The 18,467-nt window shown below is 62.3% G+C and carries 14 protein-coding genes; 13 read left to right on the forward strand and 1 reads right to left on the reverse strand.

Annotated features, from left to right (window positions below; translation table 11 throughout):
- From I73_RS04735 to I73_RS04760, 6 genes are all read left to right on the forward strand, one after another.
- Positions 1 to 332 (forward strand): FAD-dependent oxidoreductase (locus I73_RS04735; RefSeq protein ID WP_026096317.1); only part of this gene is annotated, 332 nt, incomplete at its 5' end.
- Positions 329 to 2,398 (forward strand): M3 family metallopeptidase, encoded by a 2,070-nt coding sequence (locus I73_RS04740; RefSeq protein ID WP_022979557.1) that lies wholly within the window; start codon positions 329 to 331, stop codon positions 2,396 to 2,398. The genes I73_RS04735 and I73_RS04740, both read left to right, overlap by 4 nt.
- A gap of 157 nt (positions 2,399 to 2,555) precedes the next feature.
- Positions 2,556 to 3,206, forward strand: coding sequence for a pyroglutamyl-peptidase I (gene pcp / locus I73_RS04745; protein ID WP_022979558.1), 651 nt, complete (start codon positions 2,556 to 2,558; stop codon positions 3,204 to 3,206).
- A 276-nt stretch (positions 3,207 to 3,482) separates the two neighbouring features.
- Positions 3,483 to 3,956: a hypothetical protein gene (locus I73_RS04750; protein WP_199899032.1), complete on the forward strand. Its 474-nt coding sequence runs from the start codon at positions 3,483 to 3,485 to the stop codon at positions 3,954 to 3,956.
- Positions 3,957 to 4,049: 93 nt separating this feature from the next.
- Positions 4,050 to 5,132, forward strand: a complete 1,083-nt coding sequence (locus I73_RS04755; RefSeq protein ID WP_022979560.1) for a hypothetical protein — start codon at positions 4,050 to 4,052, stop codon at positions 5,130 to 5,132.
- Positions 5,133 to 6,113: 981 nt separating this feature from the next.
- Positions 6,114 to 6,710, forward strand: coding sequence for a hypothetical protein (locus I73_RS04760; protein WP_022979561.1), 597 nt, complete (start codon positions 6,114 to 6,116; stop codon positions 6,708 to 6,710).
- Between the two features lie 200 nt (positions 6,711 to 6,910).
- Here I73_RS04760 and I73_RS04765 read toward each other — a convergent pair whose 3' ends face one another.
- A complete protein-coding gene (locus I73_RS04765) occupies positions 6,911 to 7,801 on the reverse strand; it encodes a YafY family protein (RefSeq protein ID WP_026096319.1) in 891 nt (296 codons plus the stop codon).
- Positions 7,802 to 7,943: 142 nt separating this feature from the next.
- On the opposite strand from I73_RS04765, the gene I73_RS04770 reads away from it, so the two are divergent.
- From I73_RS04770 to I73_RS04800, 7 genes are all read left to right on the forward strand, one after another.
- Positions 7,944 to 9,416: a DUF3375 domain-containing protein gene (locus tag I73_RS04770; RefSeq protein ID WP_022979563.1), complete on the forward strand. Its 1,473-nt coding sequence runs from the start codon at positions 7,944 to 7,946 to the stop codon at positions 9,414 to 9,416.
- Complete coding sequence (locus I73_RS04775; protein ID WP_022979564.1) at positions 9,391 to 10,128, forward strand: DUF4194 domain-containing protein; 738 nt, start codon at positions 9,391 to 9,393, stop codon at positions 10,126 to 10,128. Before I73_RS04770 ends, I73_RS04775 begins: the two co-directional genes overlap by 26 nt.
- Positions 10,115 to 13,519, forward strand: coding sequence for an ATP-binding protein (locus I73_RS04780; RefSeq protein WP_022979565.1), 3,405 nt, complete (start codon positions 10,115 to 10,117; stop codon positions 13,517 to 13,519). The genes I73_RS04775 and I73_RS04780 overlap by 14 nt, the downstream gene beginning before the upstream one ends.
- Positions 13,494 to 14,714 (forward strand): DUF3322 domain-containing protein, encoded by a 1,221-nt coding sequence (locus tag I73_RS25980; protein WP_022979566.1) that lies wholly within the window; start codon positions 13,494 to 13,496, stop codon positions 14,712 to 14,714. The genes I73_RS04780 and I73_RS25980 overlap by 26 nt, the downstream gene beginning before the upstream one ends.
- Positions 14,715 to 14,918: 204 nt before the next feature.
- Complete coding sequence (locus I73_RS04790; protein ID WP_022979567.1) at positions 14,919 to 16,214, forward strand: hypothetical protein; 1,296 nt, start codon at positions 14,919 to 14,921, stop codon at positions 16,212 to 16,214.
- The gene (locus I73_RS04795) at positions 16,211 to 18,208 is read left to right on the forward strand and encodes a hypothetical protein (RefSeq protein WP_040499574.1); all 1,998 of its coding nucleotides are present in this window, start codon (positions 16,211 to 16,213) and stop codon (positions 18,206 to 18,208) included. The genes I73_RS04790 and I73_RS04795 overlap by 4 nt, the downstream gene beginning before the upstream one ends.
- Positions 18,193 to 18,467: SNF2-related protein (locus tag I73_RS04800; RefSeq protein ID WP_026096320.1), on the forward strand; the 275-nt coding region annotated here is incomplete at its 3' end. The genes I73_RS04795 and I73_RS04800, both read left to right, overlap by 16 nt.

The following is an 18,467-nucleotide window of genomic DNA, read 5'->3' on the forward strand; positions in this document are numbered from 1 at the left end:
ATGAAATCATTGGCGACCATGCTGGCGTCACTGCCGTGCGCACCAAGTCGGTTGAGGGGGAGACCTGCACCCACATCGAGGTCAAGGGCTGCTTCATCGCCATCGGCCACCATCCGAACACGGCCATTTTCGAGGGGCAGCTGGCGATGAAGGATGGCTACATCCTCACCCGATCCGGCCACCAGGGATTCGCCACCCAGACGAACATCGAAGGCATCTTTGCGGCGGGTGATGTGCAGGATCACGTCTATCGCCAGGCGATCACCTCGGCGGCCACAGGCTGCATGGCTGCGCTCGACGCTCAACGATTCCTCGAGATCAACGCTCAATGAACGCGCGCGACCCGTCCGTCGATAACCCGCTCCTGGCAGGCACGGCGTTGCCGGCCTTCGATCTCATCAGGCCGGAGCACATTGGGCAAGCCATCAACGTCCTGGTGTCTCGCTGCGACGAAGCCGTTGCCGTGGCCGTCGACGCTGCCACGCCGGTGAAATACGCGTCCTTGCGTCACGCGCTGGAGCGCCCGATGCAGGCCCTCCAGGACGCATGGAGCACCATAGCGCACTTGAACGCCGTGTGCGACACCCCTGCCCTGCGGGCGGAGTTCGCACCCGCTCAAGCGAAGGTCACGTCCCTCTTCTCGCGCATCGGGTCCGACTTGCGGCTCTACCGACGCTATCGCGATGTACTGACGCATGAGGGCGACGCGTTGACGCCCACGCAACGAAGGGCGCTGGAGAACGAGGTCCGCGACTTCGAGATGTCGGGCGCCGAACTCGATGACGCAGGCAAGGCCGCTCTGGCAGCCATCGACCTCCAGTCCGCCGAGTTGTCGCACCAGTTCGCCATGCATGTGCTGGATGCCACCGATCGATTCGAGCTGTGGCTGACCGAGGACAACGTGGCGGGCCTGCCGGACGACATCCAGCAGGCGATGCGGCAAGCCGCGGCGACCGCCGGCCGGCCGGCCGACTATCGCTGCGGTCTGCAAGCGACCTTCGTCGTTCCAGTGCTGCAATTCGCACACTCACGCAGCGTCCGCGAGACGGTCTATCGGGCCAACGTCACGCGAGCCAGCGAATTTGGTCCCGCCGAAGAAGACAACGGGCCGGTGATCGCCAAACTCCTGGAGCTTCGCCAGGAGCGGGCGTCTTTCCTGGGGTACGCGAATTTTGCGGAAGTCTCCCTCGTGCCCAAGATGGCCGCGAGTTCGACCCAGGTCATCCGCTTCCTGCGTGATCTTGGACAGCGGGCGCGCGCTCAAGCTCTGAGCGAGCTTTCCGAGCTGTCCAATTTCGCGAGCCATGCGCTGGGCATTCACGAGCTCCAGCCCTGGGATGTGGCTTACGCAGGGGAACAGCTGCGGCAGCGCCTGTTCGACTTCAGCGATGACGAGGTTCGTCAATTTTTCCAGTTGGACCGCGTGCTGGCCTCGATGTTCGACATCGCCGGCGCGCTCTTTGACATTGCGGTCAGGCCTGAGGAGGCGCCCGCCTGGCATCCAAGCGTCCGATGCTGGCGCGTCGAGCGAGAGGGTGAATTGCTGGGGCGCGTTCAATATGATCCTCACGCTCGCCCAGGAAAGCGAGGCGGGGCCTGGGTCTCCGGCGCCCGAGCACGCTGGGTTCAGGACGATGGCAGCGTCCGGCCAGCGCATGCGTTCATGGTCACCAATTTCAACGAGCCGGCCCAGGACAAGCCAACGCTGCTGACACACCGCGACGTCGTGACCCTGTTCCACGAGTTCGGGCACGCTTTGCACTTCCTGCTGTCGCGCGTTGACGTACTGAGCGTGGCAGGCTTCGGTGGCGTCGAGTGGGACGCCATTGAGCTGCCGAGCCAGTTGATGGAGAACTTCGCCTGGGACGGCGCCGCGCTGAAACGCATGTCTGCGCATGTGAACACAGGGGAATCGATTCCCGCCGCACTCGTCGACAAGATGCTGCAGGCACGCAACTTCCTGTGCGCCCTCACGTTGACGCGCCACGTCGAGATTGCCCTCTTCGACATGTGCCTGCATTCGCAACCGTCCATCGCACTCGTGCGGGACGGCGCGCAGACGATCCTTGACGCAGTGCGCCGAGAGGTCAGCGTCATGCCGGCGATCGCCGAGAATCGCTTCCAGGCGGGTTTCACCCATGTCTTCGCCGGCGGATATGCTGCGGGCTACTACAGCTACCTGTGGGCAGATGTGCTCGCCGCCGATGTCTGGTCGATCTTCCAGGAGGACGGCGATGCGAGACGGAAGGCTGCTCATCGGTACAGAACGGAAGTCCTGGAACGCGGTGGGAGCCGCCCGATGGCCGACAGCTTCCGCGCTCTCATGGGGCGAGATCCCTCGGTCGGGGCTTTGCTACGCCGTCTTGGTTTGAGGGACACTGAAGCCTCGATCGACTGAGGAAGGTCTGCGCAACTCGCACCCCGTGGTGCTCGGCGGCAAGATGGAGCGCTGTGACGCCACAGGGCAAGCTGTTGAGGCAGCGAGGCGACATGCGGGAGGAGCGCTTACGTATGGCCATCAACCCAGCTTCTCAACGCCTCCCCAGGTGGACCCTGTGACTCATACCGTTTTGTTGACCGGCTTCGAGCCGTTCGGTGGTGAATCGATCAACCCTTCGTGGGAGGCCGTGAGTCGCCTCGACGGCTGGACCGAGACGGACTTCCGTGTCGTGACTCGCTGCCTGCCATGTGAGTTCGGCGCCGCCGCCGTTGCGCTGCAACGGCACATGGATGAGATCCGTCCAGAGTGCGTCATCGCTGTTGGACAGGCCGGAGGGACGACTGAAGTCCGCGTGGAGCGGGTTGCCTTGAACCTGGACGACGCGCCCATCCCGGACAACGCCGGCCTGCAGCCCGTGGATCAGATCATCGCGTCGGATGGCCCCATGGCCTACCTGTCGACGCTGCCCGTGAAGACCATCGTTCATGAGCTTCGGGCGGGCGGTATCCCGGCCACGCTCTCATTGAGTGCGGGATCGTTCGTCTGCAACCACGTCTTCTTTGCTGCCCTGCATCACGCACGATCCACGGGACAAAAGGTCCGCGCCGGGTTCATTCATACGCCCTACTTGCCCGAGCAAGCCGTGCGAATGCGATCTGCGGCCAGCATGGACCTGAATCTGATCGTCAGGGGCTTGCGCATCGCGGTCACGGTGAGCGTCCGCACGCCCGTGGACCTGTGCGAAGCCGGCGGTCAGCTCAACTGATCGCCCTGCCGGCCTCGGCCTGCTTGAGGAACCCGATGATCTGTTCCTCTGTGAACTTACTCTTCCTCATCGGCCTGTTCCTTTCGGCTTGGGCCGCATTCTCTGGTTTCAGCTGTCTACTTGGTGGGGGAGCTTACGAGTGGAGGCCGCTCTCTCCGGATTGGCCCTGATCGGTTTCTTGCAGCGAGTCGCCCAAGTATCCCGAGGGCTGCTGTGCAGCGCTAGCTGTTGTTCGCCTACGTCCGCTTTCGAGTAGGCTGCAGCCCTATGCAAAGTATGTCCTCCGAGCCGATCACAGTTCCAGAGGCAGTCAATCAACTGCTTGGCATCGTACGGCGTCTACATCTGGCCTTCCCACACAAAGCCTTTACCCTCGACGGTCGACTCGTTGGCGATTTGGGCGAGGTACTTGTAGAGCAGATGTACGAGCTGACGCTACTGGAAGGTCTGCAGAAGCATTACGACGCCAAGACGTCCGACGGTAAGAACGTTCAAATCAAGGCGACGATGAAGGCCAATGTGACGTTTCCGGTGGACCACACCCCCGACTACTATCTCGCCGTGAAGATCCACTCTGACGGGCGTATCGAGGAGATCTTCAACGGCCCTGGATCTATCGTGAGAGAACTGATCAAAGGTCGGAAGGACACCAAGACGAACTTGCATTCGCTCTCAATCAACGCACTTCAGAAACTGCAGGTCCAGGTGAAGGTAACGGACAAGATTGCGAGGCGGACGAGCCAAGCGTAGGAGGCGTCCACTCCGCCGCGCTAGGCAGTCGTCACCGGTCAGGTGCCGTCGTTCGCAAGCAATCGCGTTTCGGTTGGATGACCAAGGAATCACATGAAGGACATCCGCAAGCGCCCATACAGAGAGGCGCCGGGTCTGATACCGGAGGATTTACTCGGTATGGTGGCTGCTTGCCCCGTATGTGGCTTGCAGACGGAGATACCTTGGCTTGAGAAGATGAAGTTCCCTCAGCATCCCATCAAGTCGGATCATGGGGTTGCACACTGGGTGCCCGTCGGCATTCCCATGCATTGCTCATCCGAGCAGTGCGCGCACGACTTCATCGTGAACGTCCCGATATTGCCGGACAAGAACCGTTGGGGCCTTTTCGGGGACGAGGCGGCACGTTACATCGCGGAGCCACCCGCGCACCATGCTGAGCAACCACTAAGCTTCTTCTGTATCACGTTGGTCTCGCTCCATCAGCGTCGGCATGACCGTCTCAAGAAACAGGTTTTCAATCTCAAAAAATCCATTCGACCTTCGGAGGATCCGGACACATGGGTGCACCACTTCTCGGAGATATGGGACAGCAAGGCTGAGGCGGGAACGTATCTCCTGTCGAACAAGGCCGCGAAGATTGAACATGCCAAGAAGTTTGCCAAGGTCATTCGTGAGGCCCGGCCAGAACTGTCTTCATTCAACGTGTCTGGATGCGTGTTTGTGCCCTCTGATTCAAAGGATCGCAAGAAGGTCTTGAAGCAGCAGAAGGAGCACGTCTTCGCAGAATCGATACTGACGACGCTCAAGGAGTTCAGAAGTCGAGAGAAGAGCGTGAACTGGACGTTCGACAACGTTCAAGACACGACGACAGGAAGCAAGACCGAGGGCTGGGCATCTGAGTGCTTTCTTGGCTTGCAGTACACCCGGCTTTTCACTTGGCTTTCTGCTGGAGCAACTGTTCTCGAACCGCAGTTCGTGATTCCGGGATCGAACTTTTTGCTAGAGATTGCTGATTTCATCAGCTATTGCGTCGCGAGAGACTTCGAAAGAGCAATCGTCGGCCGGCGTCCCGAGTTTCCAAGCAGTCTTCTTGGGCAGGGCTTTTATCAAGGAACTCTTGGCAACGGCGACAGAGAGAACATGTGGAGCGTTGGCCTTCCGCTGAGGCAGTTCTACGGCATCGATTTCGCATAATTGCTCCACGCGGCCGGTCACGCGCCGAGCGACCGCATTCGGGCGTTCCGAGTAGTGAGTCGAAGGACCGCAACGGGTCGATAGCGGCCGGCCGGAATCGACCCGCGAGTGACCGGACACAGTCTCAAGCTGACGATCGAGCGACGGCAGGAACGCACCATCCCCAGCCCTCTCCCTGCCCAAGAGGCGTGGTGAGCCCTCTGGGCGCTCGCTTCAAACGACGACAGACCAGTCGCAGTCAGTCTTGCAAGCCGACCCGCTTGCTGTTTTCGACTCTATTTCCGAGTTTTCGACTTTAATGCCCTGTTTTCGACATTAATTGGTCAGAACACCCTGTTTTCGACATTAATTGGTCAGAACAGTGTTCTGGCCCAATAGAGTCGAAAACGGCCCCCTGCGGCAGGCCTGACTGCTCGAAGCGCCGCTGCCAATCATGAGAACTGAGAAGTCGAAAACGCGGACACGCAGGTGTCTCGCCACAGCGCCATCTTCGACAAATACAGTCAAAAACAGCGCCCCCGCGGAACCCTGCGACGCACTCCTACTTCTTGCACACCGCCGCGGGCGAGAACCCAAACTGACTGCTTGACAGGGGAGCTTACGGACCGGCCCGCCATGTATGAGGCGTGGCGTACCGAAGCGCTCGCCTTGGCTGATCACATGGATCCGATGAAACGGCCGCTGGCCGCCTTGCTGTGCAACGTCGGCCCATCAGCGCCCTGAATGCGCTGCCCATTCGCTGGACGCTCCTTCTGACATTGCATCGGTGCGCGAGCGGCGCACCAGATGCGTCATGCCATCGTCGCTGATGCGTGGACTTAATTGAAGTCTGGTTCGCCCCCCCCAACGGGGGTGCCTGCTTAATGGCACTTGAGGACTGACACGACCTCCGGTTTGAATCACACTCATCAATAAAGGATTAGGTACAGCCAACAGCCAGGACGGTTGTGCCCTGTCGAGTTTGCACAAACGGGTAGAACAATGAGCGACTGGGACCTTCTGCACGAGATGCGCGACCGCGGCTACAGCGCCGACGACATCGCACTGGCAGCCGGCGTCGGCTACGCGCCTTGGGAAGAGGTATTCATCAGCAGGGAATGGGTCGACCAAGAGCTGGTGAATCAGTCACCGGACTCAGCCGATTCGCTGAACCCCAAGGAGACGTTCAAGAGCAGGAATGGCTTTCCGTTCTCCGTCTTGGAACAGGCCGAGATCCTCGAGGATCTGGTCGGCTGCGCCGAGCGCCACTTCAAAAACACGGGCAGGTACCTCCAAGTATGGGGAGAACTTGGCGAGATCTACGCGGAAGTCAAGTTCGGCTTGTGCCGACATGGCACACACCAGGCGGGTTCCGACGGAACCATCGACGGCAAGCTCGTCGAGGTGAAGACCATCTCTCCTGAAAAGGCCAGCGCCCAAGTGATCGTCAAGAGTCAAGGCGACTTCGAGAAGCTACTGGTCGTGCGCATCGACGAGAACTTCGAGTTCACCGGCAAGCTGTTCGATCGGGATGAGTTGACGGGCGGCGGCGGGAAGTTTCTCCGAGCCAGGCTGCCCGAACGCAACGATCAGCCCTGACAGGTACGCGAGGGACGATCGCGTGCTTGGCAGCGGATGCCGCCGGCCGCAAGACCGAGGTGAACCCGCGCTGACTGGCACTGAGCATAAATTCGGTTCAACCAGCGCGACAGCACCCGGGCGAGCGGTGTCGCGGCAACTCACCGCTCCAAGCTCCTCGTCACAAGGCCACTGGCACCACAGCCTCATGGGCGACATGTTCAAGTGGCATGCGGCAAGAAGGCCTGCACGTCATCTCGATTGATGAGAGCGAGCTGTTGAACCTCTGGCGGCGCCTCTTGCCCAGGCAACAGCCCCAGTCGCTTGAGCGTGTAGAAGAGCAGCGCTTGCCTGCAAGAGATGGTCACCCGGCCGGCCTGCATGGCGTAGTCCAACTCGATCACGCGTTTTGCGCCTGGGCTCAGTACTGGGTTGGGGCCAATCACCAAGTCGACCCTGCGATGCCACGCAGCATCGGCGTCAGCGCTCAGGGCATTCACTTGCGTGGGTGAAGCGTGCAGCACTCTAGCGATGACGAAATCGCGATAGGAGCCCCTAGAGTGGCAGTAGGCGCGCACGTGCCATCGAAACCCGTCATATCCAAGCGCATGAGGAGATATCTGTCGCTCTTCTGGCTTGGCCGCAGACATCGACTGGTAGCTCACATCCACGCGCTTCGCGTTGCGGATGGCGAAGAGCAAGGTCAGGAGCGTCCTCGAGTCCACTCCTCGTGCCAGGTTGGCGGGCATGTCCATGGGCGGCGTCCAGCCAGAAAACCCCAGCTCTGGCTGCAGCACGCCTGCACAGCGCGCCAGGAGCTCGTTGAGGTAACGCTCTGGGGTCGTGCCGGGGTAGAGCGCCTCGAAGGTCTCAGACGCCACGTAGACCTTATTGCTACGGTCGTACCGGGCGTTGTCGGGCGCGAGCTCGATGTAGCGCGCGATGTCGAGCGACGCCTGAGGGACGGAGATGCCAAAGAAGGCGGTGAGGTCGCCGCGGTTGATGCGGCCTTCCCAGCGAAGCCGCCAGTCAATGAACTCTAAGCGCCTCTCATGCCCCCACTTCGATACAACTCTCGGCTCTGTCTTGCCGCTCTGCGGTTCGTTGGGCATCATACATACAAGTATTACACGCATCCAACTACTATTCGCGTATAAAAATAATGCGTATACTGGTTATTCGAGAAAGCCACATGCGACCCGACCGTTTCATCCCTCGACCAGATGTGCCGCCACGGCGTGCGGAGGATGTGGCATGAGCGTTGAGAGGCTGGCGGCTGCCAACGCACGGCTTCGCGAGGGGCGGCTATGGAAGCTGCTTGCCATCCACCACGCGCCGCTCGTGCTCGCGGTGCTCGAGTCGGTGTTCACCGAGGATGAGGCCGTTCTGACCGTGTCGGTGGCCACCGAACGCATCACCCGCGACCTCGAAGCCCTGCGCGCGCAGGGCCACGGGATGGAGCAAACCGCCCAGGCTTACATCGCGGACTGGCTCGCTCAGGGGTGGCTGACCCGCCGGCTGCCCTCCGGCGCGCATGAAGAGGTGCTCGAGCTCACCGCTGAGGCAACGGCCGCGCTGCGCTGGCTGGCCTCTCTGCAGCGCCCCAGAGCCGCCGCCACCGAGAGCCGGCTTGCCAGCGTCATGCAGCAGGTGCTGCGTTTGGCCGAAGAGACCGATGCCAACCCGGCCACCCGTCTGGCGCGGCTGCAGGCCGAGCGCGAGCGTATCGACGCTGAGATTGCCCAGGTCCAGCGAGGTGGGGTGCAGACGCTCCCTCAAGACCGGGCCCTCGAGCGAGCTCGCGAGATCATCAGCCAGGCCGAGGAGCTCACGGCCGACTTCCGCAACGTTCGGGATGCCTTCGACCGCCTTAACAAGAATCTGAGGCAAAGCCTCGTGGAGGGTGCCAATGAGCGCAACGCGGTGCTCCAGCAGCTCTTCGACGGTGTGGACGTCATCGAGCAAAGCGAGCCGGGTCGGGCGTTCGCGGCGTTTTGGCTGCTGCTGACGGATATCGAGCAGTCGCACCTCCTGGGCGAGGCCACCAGCGCCATCACATCGCGCGACTTCAGCCGAGGTTTGGAGCCAAGGGAGCGCCAGTTCCTGCAGACCTTGACGGTGCTGCTCTTGCGCGAGGGCAACAACGTGCATGGGGTGCTGCAGCAGTTCGCCCGGGGGCTCAAGACCTTCGTGAAGAGCCGAGAGTTCCGAGAGCAGCGACGCATCACCACCCTCATGCGCGAGGCCCACGCAGCGGCCATGGCTGCCCGCGAGGTGGTACGCCCCAACGAGCCGGTGGGTTTCGAGTTCGTACAAACGAGCTCTCGTATCCGCTCAGTGGCGCAGTGGACGCTGCACGACCCGCAGCTCCAAGCACCCAGCAGCGAAATGCCTGAAGGCGACGCCTCGGTGTTGACGGTAGACATGGTGCAGTCGCTCGTTCGCGACTCGGAAATCGACTTCCGAGCCTTGAAGGACAACATCCTGACGCTGCTCGCTAAGCACTCGCAGGTGAGCGTCGCCGAGATCCTCGAGCGCTTCCCCGCTTCGCAGGGCTTTGGCTCAGTCGTGGGCTATGTGGCGCTGGGCGCCAAACATGCTGAGGTGCTGGAGAGCACTCAGAGAGTCAGCTGGACGGGGAAGGACGGCGTAGACCGCTCAGCCCGAGTACCGGCCATCTACTTCACCAGGGAGAGAGCCCATGAGCTCGGGCGACGAGGACTTTGACGACGACTTCGAGGAGCCTGCCGACGAGGACCTCGACGAGAACTCTGATGCGACGTTCCCAGGCGACCGCGGGACGCTCGCCATGCCTACGCGCCGAGCGCTCGTGCAGCTTCTTGCGGGCCCCTCGATTGACGGTAGCCGCCAGGCAAAGCTCTGGGAGACGGTCCTCAAGGACGAAGCTGCACTGCGCAGCCAACTCCACAACCTCTTCCTGGACCTCGTGCTCGACCACGACCACAAGGTCGCGTTTACGCGCAAGGTGGTGGCAGAGGGTCTGGAACTGCCCACGCTGCTGCGAAAGCAAAACCTTACTTACCTCGAGTCGGCCTTGGTCCTCTTCCTGCGTCAGCGCCTGACGCAGTCAGAGGCTCAGGGCGAGCGTGCCGTCATCTCGCATCAAGAGATGGTCGAGCACCTCTCGGTCTACGAGCGCGACAAGAACGTGGACCACTCGCGCTTTGAACGCCAGGTGGAGGGCGCGGTCGAGAAGGCAAAGAAGCTGAGCCTGCTGCGGAAGCTTCGCGGCACCGAAGACCGCTACGAGGTGTCCCCGACGCTGCGGATTCTCTTCACCGCAGAAGACGTCTCGGCGTTGGTACGCGCCTACAAGGGGCTCGTCACGAAGACAGAAGCTGCCTCAGAAGGCACCCCGCTGCCAGCTGGAGTAGGCGTCGCGACCCTCGAACAGGAGCAGCCCGATGAACGCACCTGAGACCTTCGACCTGTTCACGGAGGAGTCCACGCACGACGGTGCCGAAGCCGCCCAGTCGCCAGAGGGCGCGCACGAACAGATGCGCCTGCGCGAAATCCAGGTCTTCAATTGGGGCACGTTCAGCGGCTATCACCGCATACCGGTCGCCGCCGAGGGCTACCTGCTTGTTGGGCCATCGGGCTCAGGCAAGTCGACCATCTTGGATGCGCACGCTGCACTCACGAATCCGCCTGGGGGCGTCGCCTTTAACGCCGCTGCGCGGGAAGGAGAGCGCAAGGGGCGTGACCGGAACTTCGCCACTTACATCCGGGGCGCCTGGGCGCAGCAAACGAACGAGTCGGGCGAGCATGCTGCGCAGTTCCTGCGCCCAGACACCACCTGGTCAGCCATCGCGGAGACGTACCGCAACTCCGCTGGCAGTGTGGTCGTCATTGCGCAAGTGCTGTGGATTCGGGGCAAGGGCAGTGGTAGCGCTGACGTCAAGAAGGTCTACCTCGTACTCGAGCGTGAGTTCGACCTGCGGGAGCTCAAGTTCTTTGCTGAAAACGACTACGACGTGCGGCGCTTCAAGTTCGACTTGAAGGACGCGTTCGTGCGGGAGGAGTTCAGCGCCTACCAAGAGCGCTTTCGGCGGTTGCTTGGCATCAAGAGCGAGCGCGCTCTGAAGCTCCTGCACCGCACCCAGGTTTCCAAGAACCTGGGCGACATCAACGACTTCATGCGCGACTTCATGCTCGACCCGCCCGAGACCTTCGAGCTGGCTGAGGACCTCGTGCAGCAGTTCGTTGAGCTCAACGAGGCCCACCGACTGGTGGTGGACGCTCGCCGGCAAATCGAGACGCTCAAGCCCGCGAGGGAGTGGAGCTTGGAACTCGACATGGAACGGCTGAGGCGCAACGAGCGCGATGAAATCCAAGCGGGCCTGGAGCGCTACCGAGAGCAGCTACGACGCGACTTGCTGCAGGCGTCCATCAAGGAGCTGCAGACTGAGATTGATGGCGAAGAGCAGGCCCTGGCTGCCAAGCAAAACACCGAGCGGCTGGTGCGCGATGAGCTCAGGTCCCTCGAGCGCCGCCGCGACGAACTTGGGGGCGGTCTCATCGAGGACTTCAAAGCCAAGCTCGCAAGTGCCGAAGCCGCCCGGGGCGAACGAGCTGCCAAGCGCAGCCGAGTTGCGATTAACTGCGAGGAGATGAGCTGGGCACCACCAGACACGGCGCAATGGTTCACTGAGCGACGCGATGCAGCGAGGGACTTCGTCGAGCAATCGAGCAAGGTCGCAGAGCAGCTTAGTGAAGCGCGGTTCACCCTTCGCAGCAAGAAGGAGGCCGATGAGCGCGAGTTCGGTGCGGCCGTGGCCGAGGTCAAGGCGCTGGAGCGCCAAACGTCCAACATCCCCTCAAAGATGCTCGCCTTGCGAGAACGCATCTGTGAGCGCCTGGGCGTTCCCACGGAGCGACTGCCCTTTGCTGGGGAACTCATCGAAGTCGGCGCCGAGTACAAGCAGTGGGAGGGGGCCATCGAGCGAGTGCTGCACGGCTTTGCGCTCTCGCTCTTGGTCAACGAGGCGCATTACGCCGGGGTGGCGAGCTACCTCAACGACACGCACACCGGCATGCGGGTGGTCTACCTGCGCATGCTGCCCCACGACTCAAGCAACCGCAGCGTCTCGCCTGGCTCACTGGTCAAGAAGCTCAACTTCGCCAGGCGCCCCGAGGCAGACTGGGTTCGAGACGAACTCAAAGAGCGCTTTGACTACGAGTGCGCAGAGACCTTGGCGGCGTTCCGCTCGGCCAAGCGCGCCATCACCCGCGAGGGCCAGGTCAAGCACAGCGCCAGCCGCCACGAGAAGGACGACCGTACGCGCCTGGGCGACGACCAAGAGTATGTGCTGGGCTTCAACAACGCAGCCAAGCTCGCTCTCTTCAAGCGCCGGGCGCAGGAGCTTGCCGACGCCATCGAAGCAGCCCGGGTGCGCATCTCCGAACTCCAGGATGCGGCGGGCAAGCATGACGCCAAGGTCAGGGCCTGCGCAGAGCTTTCGAATATCGAGTGGTCGGAAGTCGATGTCAATGCAGCGGTGGCTGAGATCCAGTCGTTGCGGAACCGTATCGACAGGGAGACCGCCGAGCGGCCCGACCTCGGCGTGCTACAGGACGACATCGAACGGCAAGAGCGCAAAGTTGAGGCCGCGCGGAAGGCCGTGGAGGACCTCGCGGGTGCCATAAAGGCCAAGAGAATCTTGCTGGGCAACCTCGCGCGCCGAATGAGTGAGCTCCGGCCCGAACTCACCGAGGTCGACATTACCCCGCATCAGCGTGCGGGCCTTGATGAGCGCTTCGAGCGGTATCGCGACGGACTGACGCACGAGAACCTCGATCGTGCCAGCAGCGCCATCGACAAGGCGCTGTCAGCGGAGCTCAAGCACTTGGATGAGCAGGCGCTGACCCTTGAGTACAACATCACTGGCTGCTTCAAGGACTTCGTGCGCGCCTGGCCTGCCGAAGCCAGTGGGCTGGACGCCGCCATGGCCAGTGCTCCCGACTTCATGGCCAAGCTCGAGCGGCTGGAGCGCGAAGGGCTGCCGGAGTTCCAAGAGCGCTTCCACACGCTCTTGAGGAAGCAAAGCGAACAGAACCTCACGGCGCTCTCGGCGCAGCTCGAGCTGGAGCGCAAGGCCATCATCGATCGCATCCACCTCGTCAATGAAGGCCTGGCGACCGCGCCCTTTGGCCCCGGTACGCACCTCAAGCTCGAGCACAAGGACAAGGTGTTGCCGGACGTAGTTGCCTTCAAACAGCAGCTTCGCCAGGCGCTGAGCAACATGCTCAGTCTCGACGCCGCGGACGCCGAAGCGCGCTTTGTTGTCATCAGCGGGCTCGTGGGCCGTCTGGCCGGCGCCAACCCTGCTGACAAGAACTGGAAGCAGCTGGTGCTGGATGTGCGCCAGCACGTGGAGTTCATCGCCATCGAGCTCGACAAGGACGGTGTTCAGGTCGAGGTCTATAGGAGCGGTGCCGGCAAGTCCGGCGGCCAGCGCCAGAAGCTCGCGTCCACATGCCTTGCGGCAGCGTTGCGGTACCAGCTTGCCGGTCAGGAGCGCTCGTGGCCTAGGTTCTGCACCGTGTTCCTCGACGAGGCCTTCGACAAGGCTGACGCTGATTTCACGACCATGGCGATGAACATCTTCAAGACCTTCGGGTTTCAGATGGTGGTGGCCACTCCGCTGAAGTCTGTGATGACGCTTGAGCCCTTCATTGGCGGTGCTGGCTTCGTACAGATCCGCGATCGCAAGGTCTCCTCTGTGTTGTCCATCGAATACGACCACGAAGCCGGCAAGCTTCGCTACGACTCCCAGGCAGAAGATGGCAAAGAAGCTACTGCTGCCTGAGCACGTCAAGGACGCCGCCGTGCGCCGTTACAACGGCGCGCACCGTGACTGGTTGGTCAGGAGTGGCGACTGGCCACTGGCCTTCAGCTTGGGGGCACCTACTGAGGCCGAGGTCATTGCTGACTTGCCTGCAGTGCAAATCTGGGCGCAAGCTTGGCGGCAGTGGGCTGGGCCAGGAGCGGTGGAGTTTGAGCCCAGGAAGTGGGCACGCCTTGGCAGCCAAGACCTGCCTGCAAGGCTTGTGCTGAGCAATCCTGGCGAAGTGGCGGCGCTTTGCGGCCAGGACAAGCGCTGGGCGAGAGCTGTAGCCAGGCGCGAAGTTCTGCTCGGGGTCTGGCCGGACCTAGGAATCAACTTGAGGCTGGGGCGCTACTTCGATGTGCTTGCAGACTATGCAGACACCGATTTCGATCGGCTCGTGGCTGTCGTGCAATGGCTTGAGGCCAATGCGGACTCAAACCTCTACATCCGGCAACTGCCAGTCATAGGGGTAGATACCAAGTGGCTTGAGAAGCGCCAGAGCTTGGTCGCAGAGCTCCTGTGCTTGGTCACGGGCTCCGAGAAGGCCGGAGACTTCTTCGATGTCACAGGGCTAAGAAGGCTGCCGCATCGCTTGCGCGTGATCGTGCTGTGTCCTGAGCTCAGACGCTCGGTCGGCGGCCTGCGCGACTTCGAGGCCCCCATCGAGGACGTCGTGCAGCTTGGCTTAACGCCGAAGCGCGTCTTGGTGGTCGAGAACCACGCCTGCGCTACGGCGCTTGGCGACATGCCGGGGTGTGTTGTCTTCGCGGGTCTCGGGAAGGCCGTGGGGGTGCTTGGCCGTGTGGGTTGGCTGCAAGATGTGCCAGCGCTCTACTGGGGCGACATCGACACCCACGGCTTAGTCATTCTGAACTCAGCCAGGGCGGCGCTGCCAGGATTGCAGTCGGTGCTCATGGACGTGGCGACCTTGTTTGAGTTCAAAGAGCTGGCCGTGCATGAGGCCATTCAGGCGGTGGAGTCGGGGCTTGAGCACTTGACAACAGAGGAGACAGAACTCCTCGAGGGGCTCAGGTCGGGGCGCTGGGGATTGCAGCCAAGGATCGAGCAAGAGAGGCTGCCGTGGATGGTCGTTGAGGCTGCACTCTTGGCGGCAGGACTGATTGGCGGCAAGACGATCTGCGACGCTCTCTGTGAGGGAGTTGCTGATAGGTGAGCGCCCAGAGACCTGCAGCCATCCGCGCCCCAACCTGGCGATTAGACAAACAAGCCAGGCCTTCGCGCAAGTCGAGGCCGAGCGTTGCAAGCTCTGACGCGAGTTCGCTGATGGCCTGCGCTTTGTGGCTTCTTAACCGTACGCTGTTGGGAGGCAGATCCCGTCGTTCGTTCTCTATCCTACGAATCATGATGCACATCACGTATGGCACTGCTTGACCAGCTACCGCGCCTGTCGGCATACGACCCCGGAGCAGTAGGCGAGGGCGGGCTCGACCCGCTTGGTCTTGCGGCCGTGGCCGACCGCATTGCCGACAAGCTGGCGCCCGGTGTACGCGCCCGGATGTCCCACCCACGGTTCGTGACTGTGTCAGCGATCGGCGCAATTGCCTACCAGGCGTTGCACGACCTGACGGCCGACGAAGGAAAGACGACGGTCGACATCGTCTTCGAATGGATGGTTGTCGAGGCCATCGTTCGGTACCCTGGCAACGGCCGCCCTGAAGGCCTACCGGGCAACCAGAAGGCCTCGAGAGCCAAGGCCGCGGGCATGCGTCTGAGCCGTCGCACGTACCTGAGCGGTCCGCGGGTCTTTGGCTTCACCGGCGTCTACCGTCCCCTGTCCCGCGATACACGGGTGCTAAGCTTGGACGACATGCCCGCCCAGAACGCGCTGCGCCTAGTCAAGGCCTGGGAGCGCGACTTCAAGTTCGACGGGTACGTGGACGGAGTCCCCGGATCCGCTGGTGGCCGCCTTCGCAAGGACATCGCCGATGCCTGTGCGCGTTCACTGGAAAAGGCCGAGTGCACCTGCCCGCCCACTGGGCAGCTCCTGCGTAATCTTTCGGAGTGCCTCGCCCCGCGCGAAGCCAGATCCAACGAGCGTCGGGTGCTGCGAGATCTTCTTCTTGTCAGCGACCACGAGATCCGAAACGAGCTCGCGGCGCAGTTGGAAGAGACGCCCTCGGCCGCGCAAGCCAGTCAGCACGACCTGGCCCAATCGCTGCTCGCTAAAGCCAGCACGCCCACACGCAAAGCCCTTCAGGCCGCGATCGACTACGAGGAGGCGGCAACCACGCTTGACAACACCTTCCGGCGCTTTCTCGCCCATACGGTGCAGCAACATGGTGCGGTCATCACGCAGGCCCAAGCCCTGGCTACTCCGGGCCTGGCCACCCTGGCGCCGAAGATCGGGGGCCTCGTGCGCAAGGCCATCGATTCCGTGGCTGAGCTAGGCGATGACATGCTCGCCCACGACGCAGAACACGGACTTGGCGTCTTTCAGGACAAGCTGTCCGCCCAGACGTTTTTCGATGCACTCATTGCACGCCATGAGCAGGTACAGACCACGAAGGGCAAGCTGTCGTGGCTTGACCAGATCGACGGGGACTGGACCGTTCGTAGTCCATACCGCAATCAGACGGAGGAGCTGGACGACGAGATCTGGGCACACCCCATGCGTCTTGTGACTCTGGCCAGCCTGCTCGCGAAGACCGCATGAAGCCAACGCCCCTACTCGATTTCTGGCAAAAGCCTGCGGACGCGGGTGAACCGGTGGCGCTTCTGGCCACGACGTACGCACTGGAACCAGACTTCTTCGAACAGAACTGTCTGGCCCGGTTTCTCGAAGTCTCCAGCGTGAACGAGGAGACGAAATCCGTCGACGACATCGTCGCCGCCGTGGAGCTTCATGAATCGCTGCAGAAAGCCAGCGTGACCGTCCTGGCCGACCGGAGTGCACCGGTGCATCGCTCCACGTTGCATTGGGATCTTCTGTCTTGCAAGGTCGAAGGTGGTCTGCTGCACGCCAAGGTCGCCGTGCTGCTTTGGGAGCGAGCGACGAGGATCATCCTTGGCTCCGCGAACCTCACGGCGGCTGGCTATCGCCGCCAGATCGAGTTGGGGCTTGCCGCGGACCTTGGCCCGCAGTGCCTGTTCCCGCAAGAGGTATTGAAGGACCTGGTCGATGAACTCCAGGCCTACCTTGCACTAGTTCCCGGCTACGACCTGCGAACCGCAGCGTTTGCTCGTGCAACAAGCACGCTAGGCCTGCTTCGTCAGCGGATTGCCGCGCAGTCCATCAGGCCGACCAGCCTGCGGGTCGCTTTCGCGCCAACGAACGCGAGGAAAGTGCCGCTGGACTCGTTGGACCAAGCATGGAGCGGGCCAAAGCCGCTTCGCGCGACGCACCTGTCACCTTACTGGGATTCAAACGATCCCAAGGCGCTGGCCACCGTCCGAAAGCTGCTCACCGGCCGTCCGGCGCACAGACGCAATCAAGAAGTCGCCGTCGTGCTGGCTCCGCGCGGCCAGTCTGCCTTCTCGAAGCGACTTGCTGAGCAGGTCGATGCGGTCAGACAGCTGAAAACGCTAGACAGCGAAGTTCGCACGCTTCATGCGAAGTGCCTCCTCATCGAAAGCGATGAGTGGGTGGCCGCCCTTGTGGGCAGTTCCAACCACACAAAGGCGGGCCTGGGTCTGTCCAACGCCCGCCGCCATCGCGAGATGAACGTGTGGCTCGGTGCTCCGCTCAAAAGCAAGGAGGGCCGTGCGCTGCACGATCTGATAGCGCTAGGGGAAGAGGTCCCTCTGGACACCGAGGTGGTCGAGCCCAAGGACGAGGACGAGACGGAGCTTCCGGCCCTGCCCACCTGCTTCGGGCTTTGCGAGGTCTTCAAGAACGGACAGGACGCTCAGTGGCAACTGCGTCTCGGCATCACCGAGACACGCGACATGCCCGCCGAATGGCAGATCGCCTTCACGACGGATGGCGAATCCTTCATGACCCTTGCTCAGTGGACCGAGCGCGGAAAGCCGGAGGTGGTAGTTGTCGACCTTGCCTCGCAAGCAATGCCGATGTTCGTGATCGTCTCCTGGCAAGGCAACAAGACTCCGTGGGCGGTCGTCGCACAAGATCCGCACTCACTTCCAGTTGGTCCCGCGCTTTCGAACCTAAGGGCTCAGCACCTGCTCGATGCGCTGGCCACAGGCCGTCCCCTGGCCCAGGTCCTTCGCGAGGTGTTCGAGCGCGAGCAAGCCGCGGCACGCGAGACAGTTCCGATCGTGCTGGATCCACTTAGGAGGCTGGAGGTCGAGGGCTCCCTGCTGCGAAAGGGACGTGCGCTCGCTGCATCGCTGGCGGCGATGCAGCGCCGCCTCGAACGTCCGCTGGTGACGCTCGACACGCTTCGAGGACGCCTAGCCAGCCCGCTGGGACCTGTGTTCGTCGCAACCAAAGTCGCCGAGGCCTTCGAGGCGGGCGAACAGTCGCGTGCGGAAGCGATCTTCACGCTTGCGGAGATCGCGTTATCCGTCGGCAGGATCGACTGGAAACGCGTCTTGGCGCATGTCGACCTCCCGCACGGCGCGCAGATGGTCGAGGACACCTTGTCCACACTGGATGCCCTGCGTACGCGTGTCGGCTCGGAGCCGGCCGATCTCGCGTCATATGCAAACCGTGCCATCAAGGAGGCTCGCAAATGCACTGCGCTCTGAGCGCCCGACTGCGGACTCACACAGAGCCCCGCTTCGAGGAGGACTGGGCACGGCAACGCCGCACCGCAGCAGACATCCTGCGCAGGCTGCAAACCATGGAGGGCGTGATCCTCGCTGACCAGGTGGGCATGGGCAAGACGTATGTCGCGCTCGCTGTCGTCGTCAGCCAGATCCTGTCCACGCCTGAGCTCGGACGTGTCGTGATCTTCGTGCCGGCCTCGGTTGCCGACAAGTGGGTGCGCGAGTGGAGAAAGTTCAG

Source organism: Ideonella sp. B508-1, assembly GCF_000333615.1.
In the GTDB taxonomy this organism is placed as follows: Bacteria; Pseudomonadota; Gammaproteobacteria; order Burkholderiales; family Burkholderiaceae_C; genus Ideonella.

Bases quoted from the DNA above. Each gene is read 5' to 3' on its own strand.
- I73_RS04740 (WP_022979557.1), top strand. From the start codon at position 329: ATGAACGCGCGCGACCCGTCCGTCGATAACCCGCTCCTGGCAGGCACG.
- I73_RS04750 (WP_199899032.1), top strand. From the start codon at position 3,483: ATGTCCTCCGAGCCGATCACAGTTCCAGAGGCAGTCAATCAACTGCTT.
- I73_RS04755 (WP_022979560.1), top strand. From the start codon at position 4,050: ATGAAGGACATCCGCAAGCGCCCATACAGAGAGGCGCCGGGTCTGATA.
- I73_RS04760 (WP_022979561.1), top strand. From the start codon at position 6,114: ATGAGCGACTGGGACCTTCTGCACGAGATGCGCGACCGCGGCTACAGC.
- I73_RS04765 (WP_026096319.1), bottom strand. From the start codon at position 7,801: ATGCCCAACGAACCGCAGAGCGGCAAGACAGAGCCGAGAGTTGTATCG.
- I73_RS04770 (WP_022979563.1), top strand. From the start codon at position 7,944: ATGAGCGTTGAGAGGCTGGCGGCTGCCAACGCACGGCTTCGCGAGGGG.
- I73_RS04775 (WP_022979564.1), top strand. From the start codon at position 9,391: ATGAGCTCGGGCGACGAGGACTTTGACGACGACTTCGAGGAGCCTGCC.
- I73_RS04780 (WP_022979565.1), top strand. From the start codon at position 10,115: ATGAACGCACCTGAGACCTTCGACCTGTTCACGGAGGAGTCCACGCAC.
- I73_RS25980 (WP_022979566.1), top strand. From the start codon at position 13,494: ATGGCAAAGAAGCTACTGCTGCCTGAGCACGTCAAGGACGCCGCCGTG.
- I73_RS04790 (WP_022979567.1), top strand. From the start codon at position 14,919: ATGGCACTGCTTGACCAGCTACCGCGCCTGTCGGCATACGACCCCGGA.
- I73_RS04795 (WP_040499574.1), top strand. From the start codon at position 16,211: ATGAAGCCAACGCCCCTACTCGATTTCTGGCAAAAGCCTGCGGACGCG.